The organism is Desulfonatronum thiosulfatophilum (genome assembly GCF_900104215.1).
Classification (GTDB): Bacteria; Desulfobacterota; Desulfovibrionia; order Desulfovibrionales; family Desulfonatronaceae; genus Desulfonatronum; species Desulfonatronum thiosulfatophilum.
In genome coordinates, this window is the sequence record NZ_FMXO01000016.1 from 95,271 (window position 1) to 107,672 (window position 12,402).

Here is a 12,402-nt window from a genome sequence, read left to right on the forward strand (position 1 = left end):
ACCTGGATTCCCGCCTTCGCGGGAATGACTTGTTTTTCAATGCCGTCTCCGGGTTAGTCATACTCGCGAAGCCTGTCCTCGTGCAGACGGGGAGCGGGTATCCAGTCCCCTTTTACTCGGATGAGCTGAGTAGTTACAAAAAAGTTTTGTCACGCCAGGAGAAGTATACATGCAAATTCAAAAAAAAAACCATGTCCTGTCCGATGCCACACCCCGCCCGCACCCGCCGTGCATTCTGACCATCGCCGGATCGGACTCCAGCGGCGGGGCCGGTATTCAGGCGGACCTGAAAACCTTCACGGTTCTGCGCTGCTACGGCGCGTCGGTCCTGACCGCCATCACGGCCCAGAACACCCAGGGCGTGCAGGACATCGCCCCCTTGCCGGAGCCGTTTGTCGCCCGGCAGTTGCAGTCGGTTCTGGAGGACCTGCCCGTGGCCGCGGCCAAGACCGGAATGCTGTTTTCCGCCCCCCTGATCCGCGTCCTGGCCGGGCAACTGGCGACCAAAACATTTCCCCTGGTCGTGGACCCGGTTTGCGTCAGCAAGAGCGGACACAGTCTGCTCTTGCCCGAGGCCGTGGAGACCCTGAAGTCCGTATTGCTGCCCCTGGCCGACCTTGTGACGCCCAATCGCCCCGAGGCGGAACTGCTCACCGGAATGGATATCGTGGGGGAGGAAGACGTTCCCCGGGCTCTGGAACTGATGTTGAACCTGGGCTGCAAGGCCGTCCTGCTCAAGGGCGGACATTTTGAAGGCGAGAAGCTTGTTGATTGGCTGGCCGTCAAAGACAGGCCGATCCGCAAGTTCGAACATGCCCGGCTGGCGTCCCGGCATACCCACGGCACCGGCTGCACCCTGTCCGCCGCCATAGCCGCGGGCTTGGGCCAGGGTCTGGAGATGGAGCAAGCCGTCGAACAAGCCGTGGACTATCTGCACGCAGCCATCCGCACCGCCTATCCCATGGGCCGCGGCGTGGGTCCGGTCAATCACCTGCACCCATGGCTCGACCCGGCCCAGTAACGTGTGTTGAAAAAGAACTACTCAGTTTGAGCGAAAAAATTGCTTTCAAATGAGGGCACATGACCTGGATTCCCGCCTTCGCGGGAATGACTTGTTTTCCAATCCCGTCTTGAATCAGTCATACCCGCGAAGGCGGGTATCCAGTCCGTTTTTAAAACGGATGAGCTGAGTAGTTACGAAAAAAAAACCTTTACCTGACAGTCGATTCAAAAATTCCAAGTGCAAGGAGCATAAAAAGCTGTCCTGCCACGTCCTTTGTCCGGCCCCTTCGGGCCGGATCGTTCGATGCGTCGTCGAAACTTGAAATTTTTCAACGGTCTGCCACCCTGAGCAGTATTGAGGATAGCCTGATCCGCAGGCTGTTCAAAAACCCCGATGGCAAGGCGCAAAAAAAGTTTTAGGCCGAAGCGTATTAGGCATACGTGAGGGCTTGAACTTTTTGCGGCAACGCAACCAGCGGGGATTTTTCAACAGCCTGCCGGCAGGATCATTCGGGACCGTGTGCCGCGTAGACCTCTTCCAGTATCTCCCGTCCGCCCCGGTCCAGCACGGCCTGGGCCACCTGGCGACCCAGTTCCTCGGCATCCCTGGGCTTGGCCGTTGCCTCTTCGATAATCAGGTTCTTGCCGTCCACGTCCGCGACCAGGCCGCGCAGGGTGATCCTGTTGGCATCGCTGTACCGGGCGAAACCGGCAATGGGCACCTGGCATCCCCCTTCCAGGGTGGCCAGAAAGGCCCGCTCCGCCAAGACGCAGCTATGTGTTTCCCGGTGATTCAGGAATTCCAGAAGTTCGGCCACATCCCGGCGGTCCTTCGCGTACTCCAGCCCCAAGGCTCCCTGGCCCACCGCGGGCAGGAAGTCCGGCGGCCCGAGTTCGCTGATTTGCGGCACGCTGAGGCCAAGCCGGTTCATGCCGGCCCGGGCCACGACAATGGCGTCGTAGTCGCCGTTGAGCAGCTTGCCCACCCGGGTGTCCAGATTGCCGCGCAGGTTGAGAATCTCCAAGTCCGGCCGCAGCGCCAGCAACTGACAGCGCCGCCGCAGGCTGCTCGTTCCGATGCGCGCCCCTTCCGGAAGATCTTTCAGGTCGGCGTACTTCACCGAGAGCAGCGCATCGGTCATGTTTTCACGTTCCGGAATCACCCCCAGGATCAGCCCTTCCGGCAATTCCGCGGGCACGTCCTTCATGCTGTGCACGGCCAGATCCGCGCGGCCGTCCAGAATGGCCTCCTCGATCTCCTTCACGAAGAGACCCTTGCCGCCGACCTTGGCCAGGGGTACGTCCTGGATCTTGTCGCCCATGGTCTTGACGATCAGCAGCTTCACGGTCAATCCGGGATAGCGCTCCAGAAGCCGGGCCTTGATGTGCTCCGCCTGCCACAGGGCCAGCTTGCTGCCCCGGGTTGCGATGGTAATGACGTTCATCATGACTCGGGCACCGCTCAATGGCACCCGGCGCAACTCGACGCCGAGCAACCGGAACATGATGAGCCGGAACCGGAACCGGCAGAGGACGCCTCACCCACCGGATCCGCGCCTCCACCCCGCTTGTGACGGCAGCGGGACATCAGCTTCCCCGTCCTGTCCGACCCGCAATGCGGACACGCCACCTTGGGATCACCAAAAACCAACTCCTCGAACTCCTTGTCGCATTGTTCGCAGAGAAATTCGTATATCGGCATTTATTCACTCCTTATTGAAATTTACCACTCATAATCGATCACAATCGATCATAATCGCAATCGAAATCGAAATCATAATCGCAATCGAAATCGACAAAAAAACGTATCTCGTCAACAGAGCCGAATAAAAGACCTGGATACCGGCTTTCGCCGGTATGACTTCAAGATGCAACGATCTCCTTTCATCAGTCATTCCGGCGAAGGCCGGAATCCAGGTGTCTTCCGTAATTCAAGCCCTCTGTTTGAACAGCTACATAATACTGAGTGGTTACACAATCAAATTAGATCTTCCACTCTCACCACATTTCCCAGCTGACTGCCTCCGCCGCAAGACCGCCGGCGACGACTTTCAAAAATCTCGATTGCGATTACGATTACGATTGCGATTTCGACAAAGACAGATCGTTATTCAACTTTCAGCCCCGCGAACAGAATCTCGTCCGTCAGCAGGCACAGTAGATGGCCGATGGTGATGTGCACTTCCTGGATCAGCGGGGTTTGGCGCGAGGGTACGGCTAGAAGGTGGTCGCACAGTTCCTGCATCTCCCCGCCGCCTTCGCCGGTCAGGCCGATGGTGACCATTCCGGTTTCCCGACCGGCCCGCAAGGCGGCCAGAACGTTCGGGCTGTTGCCGGAGGTCGACAAGCCAAGAAGCACGTCGCCGGGCTGTCCCAAGGCCTGGACCTGCTTGGCGAAGACCAGCTCGAATCCAAAATCGTTGCCCACCGCGGTCAGGATCGACGTGTCCGTGGACAGGGCGATGGCCGGGAGGGGACGACGGTCGATCAAAAACCGGTTCACGAATTCGGCGGCCAAGTGCTGGGCATCCGCGGCGCTACCGCCATTTCCGCACAGCAGGATCTTCTTTCCGTCGGACAGCGCCGATGCCAGAACCCGGGCCGCCAAAACAACATCCGCCCCGTGCTCGGCAAAGTACTTCTCACGCAATGCGCTCCCCCGGGCGACATAGTCGTTCACCCGGTGCAGCGCTTCACCAAGACCGACCAGTTCGTCGGACAATTGAATCGAGTTCTTCACGCTGGTTCACCTTGTTTTGTTGAGATGAATTGAACCGCCCGCTTCGCTCAAGACGCCAAGATCGCCAGGAAAGACATTTTGGAAAGCAGGGAAGGAGCTGCTTTCCAAAAGATTGCCTCACCCCTGCCGGGGTGATGTAGAGTCTGCCGATAGGCTAAAGCCTTTTGGCTTCCGCATCATTCCAGCGGAAGCCGAAAACTCTTCTTGGCGTCCTTTGCGCCCTGAGCGAAGCGGGCGGTTCATTTTTACTCTGAACCAGCCTTGACCGCTCCGCTGGAAAGCAACTGACCTTCTTCCTCAGCCAGGACGGCTTCCCGCTCCCATCCTCCGAGCATCAGGCTCTGGGATGCAAGTTGATACAGCAGTTCCGGGCGGTCGCCATACATGGCCTTGACCAGGGGGCCGTATTCTTCCGCGAAAACCATGCGCACCAGATTGTTGCGGTCGTACAGGAGCCGGGCCAGCAGCGCGTTGTCCCGGTGATCCGGCAGGTAGCGGATGAACAGCTTCCGGCTGGAGGCGATGATGTAGCGGATCCGGGCGACTTCCCGGCGCATGCTCTCCCTGGTCTGATCGATGACCTTGGACAATTCCTCCACCATGTGACGTTCCTCAAAACTGAGCCCGATCTCCTTGAGCTGCATGAATCTGCCCCCATAGCTCTCGCGCTGGTAGGCATCCTCTTTGAGTTTCATGGCCTCGTGGAAAATATAGCCCAGGCACCAGCCCAGGAGCTGGCCGTTGACGTCGCCGTCCTGATCAGTGCGAAAGAGGTGGTGCGCTGTGTCCTTGAGCCGCCAGAGCAGGCCCTTGTTCATCTCAACGCCCAGGATATCACGCAGCACCTCGAACTCCAGATGCTCCTCGGCATCAAAGAGCCGGAACTGATTTTCCAGCACTTGCTGGCTCAAACAGAAATCCCTGAGAATATCTCGGACGAATTCGGGACGTTTTGAACGGATCCAGGCTCGAAACATGGCGATTAATTATGTCTATGTTTTTCGGGTTTTGGTTGATGGTCTGGTACGGCTCAAAAAGGTCGGACACAGCCTGCGAGTTACCTTGCAACTGGATTCCCGCCTTCGCGGGAATGATTTCAATGAGTCCGCTTCTCCAATCACGTGATGCCCGCGAAGGTGGGCATCCAGGCCATGCCTGCCACAATTTTTTTAAAATCACATGGTCTACAATGCAGCCGTCATGAATGCGGAGGTTGTTCAACGCCAAACCGAATCTTTGGGCAAGAAAGCAAAGAGACCATGATCCATAAACATTGACCAAGGCCTTGGGACTGGGTTAATCATGGGCATTGTGAACAACGCTATAGTATAACCTCAAGCCGGTTAAAAATCAAAACATCATGCAGCACAAAACTAAATCCGTCCGTCTCGGAATGCTCCTTGTGCTCTGCGCACTTGCACTTTTCTCCGTCACGCCGGCCCTGGCGGATCAGCGGGCCGAGGCCGAGAAGACGTTCACAATGGGGGAGGCGGTGCAGCGCGGACTGCAGGCCAACCCTCAGATGGCCGGCATCCGGGCTGCCCTGCGGGGCGCGGAATTCGGCGAACGAGCCGCCCAGGCCGCTTTCTACCCGGCTTTGACCACGAACTTCGGATATTCCTACGTGGACGAAGCCGTGGCCCAGGGAGATCGCGGCTCCTGGACAGCGAACCTCAATCTCAGCCAGCCCCTGTTCACGGGCTGGCGACTCCTGAACACCCGCCAGCGCGCCGAACTGGCCCGGGAGCAGGTTCAACTTGAATTGATCAACAGAGAACTGGCCCTGACTCTGACCATCCAGGAGCAGTTCCTGGAATTGCTGCGGGCCCGGGAGAACGTGCGCAGCGCCCGGGATTCGTTTATTCGACTCGAATCCCAGTTGCGCAACGCCCAGGCGTTTTTCGATGTCGGCCTGCGCCCCAAATTCGACGTGCTTCAGGCCGAAGTGGACCTGGCCCAGGCCGAGCAGCTGCTGCTCATCTCCGAGAATGCCGTGGCCACCCAGAACGCCCGTCTGAACACCCTGCTCAATCTCGACCTGGAAACTCCGGTGACCTATGTCGGCGAATTGACCTACTCGCCCTTTGCACCCCGCTTGCAGGACTCACTGGACATGGCCTTCAGCCAACGCCCGGACATCGCCATGGCCCTCAAAGCCGAAGAAATCGCCGATCGGGACGTGGATATCACAGCCAGCGACCTGTATCCCCAGGTCAGCGCCGACTTGGACTACTACCGCCGCAGCACCGAGGAAGAGATCAGAGGAATTACGACCCGCCCGGACTCCTGGTGGACTACCGGAGTCAATGTCCGATGGCGGGCCTTCGACTTCAATCGGACCCGCCATGCCACCGATCAGGCACGGCAAAACGTGCTCCGCCTGCGTGAGGAAACAGCCAACCTGCGCCTGGAGGTCTCCTTTGCCGTCCAGTCGCTGCACCTTAACCTGAACGAAGCCGCGGCGCGCATCTCCGTGGCCAACAAGGCCCTGGAGGAAGCCCGGGAAGGCTTCCGTATCGCCCAGGCCCGCTTCCAGGCCCAGGTCGGCACCAACACGGAAGTCCTGGACGCCCAGGCCCGCCTGACCCGCAGCGAAGCCGACCTCACCGACGCCATGGCCGACCACCAACTCGCCATAGCCCGCCTCTTCGCAGCGACTGGAGAAATGAATCCGGGGTTAGAATTTTAGATGAGGGGTGATAGGAGATGGGTTATGGGTTATGGGTGAAAAAAGGTAACAGGCTATAGGTGATGGCCGATAGGTCCCCATCTCCGTATTGGCACTAACCCGTATTTCCCTATCACCCCTAGCCCATAGCCCCTAACCCCTAGTCCCTAGCCCCTATCACCCATAACCTATCACCCCTAACCTTCACTTCACTTCCCTCCCCTCTGCCTCAGCCCCTGCACGAACTCCGCGAAGAAGGCCGCGAACACGCCGGCCATCAGGGATGCCACGGCAGCCAGGGCAAGCACAAGTTGGACATTGGGCCGGACCGAGGTGATTGCATGGTCCTGTTGCAGGTAGTAGATGGAGTGCCGTGCTTCAAGGTTGTCCAACAGATCCTGTTTTTCAGTCAAGCTCAACTGGACATCCCGCTCCGCTAAAGCCACGTCAAAACCCAGCAAAATATTCCTTCCCCCGCCGGTTTTTTGGTCCAGCAACAAATTCTGGTACCTTTCCAACAAAAAGAGATCAGCCCCCATCTGGAGGACGACATTTTGCCGAGTATGCTCCATGCCCTGAAGGTGCTCGGGCAAACTGGTCAAAAAAAGCGGCAGGTTGTCAAAGGCCTCGGAAAGTGTCTGTTCATCATGGCCGCGGGCCTCTATCACCAGTCGGTTGGATTTTCCCTGCGGAGCAGAAGCGCTGACCGTCACCCCGTCAAGGGATCTGCTGTATTCAAGCACTTTAGCCGAGTAATAATCGGCATCCAAATCCAGGCCTTTCAGTGTTGTGGCATCCGCGGGAAAAATCAGCGTCCTGGTTGCGGTGTACGTCTTGGGGGTCAAGGCCAGATACCCGGAGGCCAGGCCCAGGCCCAGTATGACAACCGCCAGAATAAGCCACTTGCGCCTGATCAGGACCAGAGCCAGATCCCGCAGGTCGATCTCGTCGTCGTATCCGCCGTTACGCGGCGCACCATACGTTTCGCCGCCTCTCTCCGCCGTTTGGATCTTGTCCTTGTCTTGCATTACTTTCCCCTTTCAACATTCGGCTTCAACGTACAACCTTCAACGTCATTTCCAGGTTTGTATTCCGGCACGATGACTTGCAGGCTGCTCTTGATTCCCTGCACGTCGTAGTGCAGTGCCGCGGCCACAAGGTCGCGCATCAGGCGCTCGAGATCATCCAGGTCGCAACGCACGCCGCGGAGAACCTTGATTCGGCGGTGGCCGGTCTGAACAATGCCCTCGCCCTCGGTGATGAGCTCCTCGTAGAGTTTTTCTCCGGGCCTCAGGCCGGTGTACACGATGGGCACATCCTTTTCAGGCTCCAATCCATGCAGTCGAATTAGATCCCGGGCCATGTCCGCGATGCGCACGGGCCGTCCCATGTCCAGAATAAATATCTCGCCGCCCTCGGCCATGGCCCCGGCCTGCAGGATCAACTGAGCCGCCTCGGACACGCACATGAAATAGCGGGTCACTTCCGGATGGGTCACGGTAATCGGCAGGCGGGCCTCGATCTGGGATTTGAAAATGGGCACCACCGACCCGGAACTGCCCAACACATTGCCGAAACGCACGGCCACGAAGCGACAAGCTTGATGTCCGTTGGCGCATTCCACAAGCTTTTCCGCGACTCGCTTGGTCGCGCCCATGACGTTGGTCGGACGGACCGCCTTGTCCGTGGAGACGAGCACGAAGCGCTCCACCCCAAAATCCAGCGCCGCCTGAACCATGTTCCAGGTACCCTGAACATTGTTCAGAATCGCCTCCCAGGGGGTGACCTCCTGCAAAGGCACGTGCTTGTACGCGGCGGCATGAAGAATGACCTGGGGCTGAAACTCGCCCATGACCCGGGCCAGTGCGGCTCGGTCGCGGATATCCGCCAGAAAGACCCGCACGGGCAGATCCTCGAAGACTTGCCTGGTTTTCAGATCCACGCGGAACAGGTTGTATTCGGAAAAATCCAGAAGGCCCAGTTCGCTGGGCTGAAACACGCCCATCTGCCGGACCAATTCGGATCCGATGGAACCGCCCGCGCCGGTGATCAAGACCCGCTTCCCGGCATAGGCATGACCCAATAAATCCGTGTCCAACTGGACAACTTCGCGTCCGAGCAGGTCCTCGTAGCGGATGTTACGGATGGACTTCAGGGAGATCCGGCCGTCCATGATCTCGTCCAGATTGGGCATGGTCCGGAAAGGCTTGCCGGTCTGTTCGCACAGGGCCACGATCCGCCGCATGCGCTCACCGGTTATCGTCGCCATGCCGATCAGCACCTCGTCAATGGCGTCGGCGTGTTGCGGCAGCAGCTCGATTTGCCCGATCACCGGACAGCCATGCACGGACTTGCCCCATTTCAAGGGATCGTCGTCAAACAGGGCCACCGGGAGCATGTTCAACGCGGGATTGTCCAGCATTTCCCTGATCATTCGCTCCCCGGTCCGACCGGCCCCGAGCAGGCCCACGTGTTTGAGGCCGTTCGCCTTGACCAACAATCTGCATTTATTGACATGCAGCCGGTTCATGGCCAACCGCACGAAGATCCGTAGTCCACCAATCAGAGCACAGGTCAGGCCCAGATCCAAGATGAAAATGGAACGGGGGTAACCGCCGGCTTCACGAAACAAGGTCAATACGGCCAGAAACGCAAGGCTGGCGACCAGACAGGCCAGCATCACCCGACCGAGATCCCGCAGACTGGTATAGCGCCACATGCCGTGGTACAAACCGCAAGCAAAGAAAATCGACAACTTCAGGGGCACGAGATACGGCAAATGCCCAACCAGCAGTTTATGATACTGTGCGGGGATTGTACCGTCGAAGCGAAGAAGAAACGACAGGATCATGGCCGCGGCCACCAAAAAGGCGTCCATGACCAGCATCAGGTAGAAATTGCGGTTACGTAACAGGAGAGAGTAGCGCATGAAAATGGAGTTGACCGGTAAAGGTTGAAAGGCGGTTAGTGGCAGCGCTTGGCTTGTGATGCACGCAGGGCTGTAATTTTGGGACAGGTCATGAATGCGGATGCGCGCTTGTGGGCGACGGCCCAGAGTAGTTTTACCCTAAAAACCTTCGGGCTTGCCGTCCAGCCGAATCCCCCCACGGTAATACACCACCACGATAACCAATGGAATCCAAGCAATCAAAAGCCCCACCAGGCCGTCCAGGCGGCCCGTTGCCACCAACCCCGCCAGGGGCAGGAGCCAAGCGAGGTTGACGGCTCCCACGGCCAGTGTAACGGGAAAATGGGAGCCATGATGTCGCGCGGCGTGCTGATAGGCATGGTCGCGGTGAGCATCGTACACCCTTTCGCCACGCAACATGCGCCGCAGCAGGGTCACGGTGGCATCCACCACGAAGACCCCCAGCAGGATCAGCCAGCCCAGGAACAGTTCAGGAGCCGCCCGTGCGGCCTGCAGCGACAGCAGCCCCAACAACAGTCCGACAAAACCGCTGCCGGCATCGCCCATAAAGATGCGTGCCCGCGGAAAGTTCCAGCACAGGAACCCCGCTGTCGCCGCGGCCAGCAAAAGGGCCGGCTGGGCCGGAGCTGTGTAACCCGACAATTCCCTCCCCAAAGACAGCCAATACAACACAACCCCACCGCCGCAGACTGTTATCGCCTCAATCCCGGCTATGCCGTCGATGCCGTCCATGAAATTGTACAAATTGAGCAGCCAAGCCAGGTACAACACAGCCAAACCGTGCCCCAGCCAGCCCAAATCCACCACCCGGCCCGCCAATTCCAGGGGCGGGAAACCGCCGAGCCAAGCCAGGCCCCAGATGCCGGCCGAAAAATGAACCAGCAGTCGCCAACGGGCCGCCACGTGCCCCCGATCATCCATCCAGCCCACCAGGGCCACCAGCCCGCCAGCCCCCAAAAAAGCCGTCAACTCCGCGCCGGACAGGCTATTGTGCCACCACAGCACGGACAAACCGGCCAGCACCACCAGCACGATGGACACTCCGCCTCCCCGGGGCGTGGGGAGCTGATGCGAGCTGCGGGCGTTGGGTATATCAAGCAGGTTTTGGGTCAGGGCAAAGCGCCGCATCCATCCCGTAAACAGAAATGCCGTGCAAAACGCTGCTCCGATCAACACAATCCCAGTCACATTCATTGTTTCTCGGTCCTGGTCTTTTGCAAAAAAACTGTACCGTCTCACGCAAGGAGTCATCCACCAAAATCGGCGGCAGCCATCAGAGCCGGTCGCGAAACCAAGTAATATCCACCTGGAGCGACTCGCACAAGCGCCGGGCAGGGCAGGCAGGTTTACCGGATTTTGTTATCCCTCATGTTGCACGGGCTTCCAGCCCGGCATAAACTTGCAAATGGGCATCCACAATTTTATCAATACCAAACTCTTTTTCCGCCAAAATCCGACCGGCAGCCCCCAGATCTCTCCGCAAACCAGGATTCTCGATCAGCCGTTGAATTGCATCGGCAAGAGCCGGAGGGTCTTTTACGGGCACCAGCAATCCGGATTTATCGGGCTCGATGGCATCCCGGCACCCCGGCACATCGGTGGTGACCACGGCACGACCGGCAGCAGCGGCTTCCACCAATGATTTGGGGAGCCCTTCGCGATAAGAGGGGAGCACAACGACGTGTGAACTCGAGAACAGTGACGGAATATCCTCTCGGAATCCCAGCAGCTCAACCAGCCCCTCACTCCGCCATCGACCAAGAACGTCTTCACCGACCGATGAAGGGTTGCCCGGATCTGGATCGCCAATCACGCGAAAGCATGCGTCAAAACCACGCTCCCTGATGATGCGCGCGGCTTCCACATATTCAAAAATGCCTTTTTCCCGCAGCAAACGCCCGGCAAAACTCACAACAACCGGCTCCGGCGGTTCCGGTACAAACGGATAATCAGCCAGTTTGACGCCAGAACCGCGAATCAGGACCGTACGTTCCCGTTCTATTGCACGAAATGCCAACAGGGCAGCACGATCATCCGGATTTTGGAAAATGGCTTTGATGTTGGGATGAGCAAAGGCCTGCTTGTACAATGCCTGCACCACGACGCGCATCCCCCGCGCGGCCGGTCCCTGTGAAACAAACACCGATCCCAGTCCGGACACCGCCGAAACAACCGATGGAACTCTCGAGAGACGGGCGGCTATGCCGCCGTACAGCACTGGTTTGATGGTCACCAGGTGGACAATGGAGGGGCGAACCTTGCGCATCAGGCGGTAGAGCCTAACCAACGCTTTTACTTCAGCAATGGGATTCTTGCCGCTACGGGACAACGTGACGGGATGATAAGCAAAACCGGACCGTTTTATCTCCGAGACACCACTTCCGCTTCCTGTTGCAACATGTATCTCATAACCCACCTGTTTCGCGCCACTGGCTATCGGCAGGCGGTGCGACAGAAAAAAAGCAGGGGAGTTGACGACAAAAAGCAAGCGTTTACTCATCATTGGGCTTCCAGCCATGCCTGAAACATCAGCACATCCGACAAATGGTACTGACGATTGCCGCGGCAACTGAGATGTTCTGCCCATAATTTGCGGATGGGGAGGATGGAAGCCTCCCCCAAGCCAAAAACATCAGCCATTGCACCCACTAGGCCTTCTCCCGCCGCGCATCAACCGGCTCGCCCCCACAGGCCCCACAATCCCAGCCTACATTAGTCGAGCCTGAAAAATCCGATTTTCGGTACAGGATCATCATAGAAGGCTGACGGGTTGTGGTGCCGAAAAACAGCCAAAGCGTAAAAAGGGCAAAAAAGTGTTCGAGCTTCCGAATCCACTTCCTGAAATTGAATGCCGCGGCAGCCATGAACAGGTTGATCGCGTCGCCGAGAACCCCTTTCAGGTAGTTTCGGGACAAGCGATGATCCTGTTTCAGGTGACCAATTATCGGCTCTATTCCTGCTCTACGGCGAAAACGCTCACGGGCGATCCGCCGTTGATAGGGGCTATCGCTTTTCTTCGGACGCCCTGGCCGCAGGATTTTGGTGTCGCCTACATTTTGGTAG

At 58.2% G+C, this 12,402-nt stretch carries 11 protein-coding genes; 2 read left to right on the forward strand and 9 right to left on the reverse strand.

The genetic code is table 11. The features are described from left to right. The first annotated feature begins 169 nt into the window (after nt 1–169). A complete protein-coding gene (gene thiD, locus BLP93_RS13650; protein WP_092122887.1) occupies nt 170–1,021 on the forward strand; it encodes a bifunctional hydroxymethylpyrimidine kinase/phosphomethylpyrimidine kinase in 852 nt (283 codons plus the stop codon). Nucleotides 1,022–1,508: 487 nt separating this feature from the next. Here thiD and hemC read toward each other — a convergent pair whose 3' ends face one another. The 4 genes from hemC to BLP93_RS13670 all read right to left on the reverse strand — a co-directional run bounded on the left by hemC (nt 1,509) and on the right by BLP93_RS13670 (nt 4,653). After that, nucleotides 1,509–2,450, reverse strand: a complete 942-nt coding sequence (gene hemC / locus BLP93_RS13655; protein WP_092122890.1) for a hydroxymethylbilane synthase — start codon at nt 2,448–2,450, stop codon at nt 1,509–1,511. 14 nt (nt 2,451–2,464) lie between these two features. Further along, entirely contained in the window at nt 2,465–2,704 is a 240-nt protein-coding gene (locus BLP93_RS13660; protein ID WP_092122893.1) for an FmdB family zinc ribbon protein, read from the reverse strand. A 405-nt stretch (nt 2,705–3,109) separates the two neighbouring features. Continuing rightward, nucleotides 3,110–3,712 carry a D-sedoheptulose 7-phosphate isomerase gene (locus BLP93_RS13665; RefSeq protein ID WP_167353025.1) on the reverse strand — a complete coding sequence of 201 codons (603 nt, stop codon included), beginning with the start codon at nt 3,710–3,712 and terminating at the stop codon, nt 3,110–3,112. A gap of 275 nt (nt 3,713–3,987) precedes the next feature. After that, nucleotides 3,988–4,653, reverse strand: coding sequence for a hypothetical protein (locus BLP93_RS13670; RefSeq protein ID WP_139163010.1), 666 nt, complete (start codon nt 4,651–4,653; stop codon nt 3,988–3,990). Nucleotides 4,654–5,102: 449 nt separating this feature from the next. Here BLP93_RS13670 and BLP93_RS13675 point away from each other — a divergent pair, with 449 nt between their 5' ends. Beyond that, complete coding sequence (locus BLP93_RS13675) at nt 5,103–6,431, forward strand: TolC family protein (RefSeq protein ID WP_092122899.1); 1,329 nt, start codon at nt 5,103–5,105, stop codon at nt 6,429–6,431. 188 nt (nt 6,432–6,619) lie between these two features. Here BLP93_RS13675 and BLP93_RS13680 read toward each other — a convergent pair whose 3' ends face one another. From BLP93_RS13680 to BLP93_RS17745, 5 genes are all read right to left on the reverse strand, one after another. After that, nucleotides 6,620–7,438 (reverse strand): Wzz/FepE/Etk N-terminal domain-containing protein, encoded by an 819-nt coding sequence (locus tag BLP93_RS13680; protein ID WP_092122903.1) that lies wholly within the window; start codon nt 7,436–7,438, stop codon nt 6,620–6,622. Beyond that, entirely contained in the window at nt 7,438–9,339 is a 1,902-nt protein-coding gene (locus BLP93_RS13685) for a polysaccharide biosynthesis protein (protein ID WP_092122906.1), read from the reverse strand. Before BLP93_RS13685 ends, BLP93_RS13680 begins: the two co-directional genes overlap by 1 nt. A 138-nt stretch (nt 9,340–9,477) precedes the next feature. Then, a complete protein-coding gene (locus BLP93_RS13690; protein ID WP_092122909.1) occupies nt 9,478–10,533 on the reverse strand; it encodes an MraY family glycosyltransferase in 1,056 nt (351 codons plus the stop codon). A gap of 172 nt (nt 10,534–10,705) precedes the next feature. Next, nucleotides 10,706–11,842, reverse strand: a complete 1,137-nt coding sequence (locus tag BLP93_RS13695) for a glycosyltransferase family 4 protein (protein ID WP_092122912.1) — start codon at nt 11,840–11,842, stop codon at nt 10,706–10,708. 145 nt (nt 11,843–11,987) lie between these two features. Next, nucleotides 11,988–12,377: a transposase gene (locus BLP93_RS17745; protein ID WP_425248230.1), complete on the reverse strand. Its 390-nt coding sequence runs from the start codon at nt 12,375–12,377 to the stop codon at nt 11,988–11,990. Nucleotides 12,378–12,402 lie beyond the last annotated feature (25 nt).

Bases quoted from the DNA above. Each gene is read 5' to 3' on its own strand.
- BLP93_RS13685 (WP_092122906.1), bottom strand. From the start codon at position 9,339: ATGCGCTACTCTCTCCTGTTACGTAACCGCAATTTCTACCTGATGCTG.
- BLP93_RS13690 (WP_092122909.1), bottom strand. From the start codon at position 10,533: ATGAATGTGACTGGGATTGTGTTGATCGGAGCAGCGTTTTGCACGGCA.
- BLP93_RS13695 (WP_092122912.1), bottom strand. From the start codon at position 11,842: ATGATGAGTAAACGCTTGCTTTTTGTCGTCAACTCCCCTGCTTTTTTT.
- hemC (WP_092122890.1), bottom strand. From the start codon at position 2,450: ATGATGAACGTCATTACCATCGCAACCCGGGGCAGCAAGCTGGCCCTG.
- BLP93_RS13660 (WP_092122893.1), bottom strand. From the start codon at position 2,704: ATGCCGATATACGAATTTCTCTGCGAACAATGCGACAAGGAGTTCGAG.
- BLP93_RS13675 (WP_092122899.1), top strand. From the start codon at position 5,103: ATGCAGCACAAAACTAAATCCGTCCGTCTCGGAATGCTCCTTGTGCTC.
- BLP93_RS13680 (WP_092122903.1), bottom strand. From the start codon at position 7,438: ATGCAAGACAAGGACAAGATCCAAACGGCGGAGAGAGGCGGCGAAACG.
- thiD (WP_092122887.1), top strand. From the start codon at position 170: ATGCAAATTCAAAAAAAAAACCATGTCCTGTCCGATGCCACACCCCGC.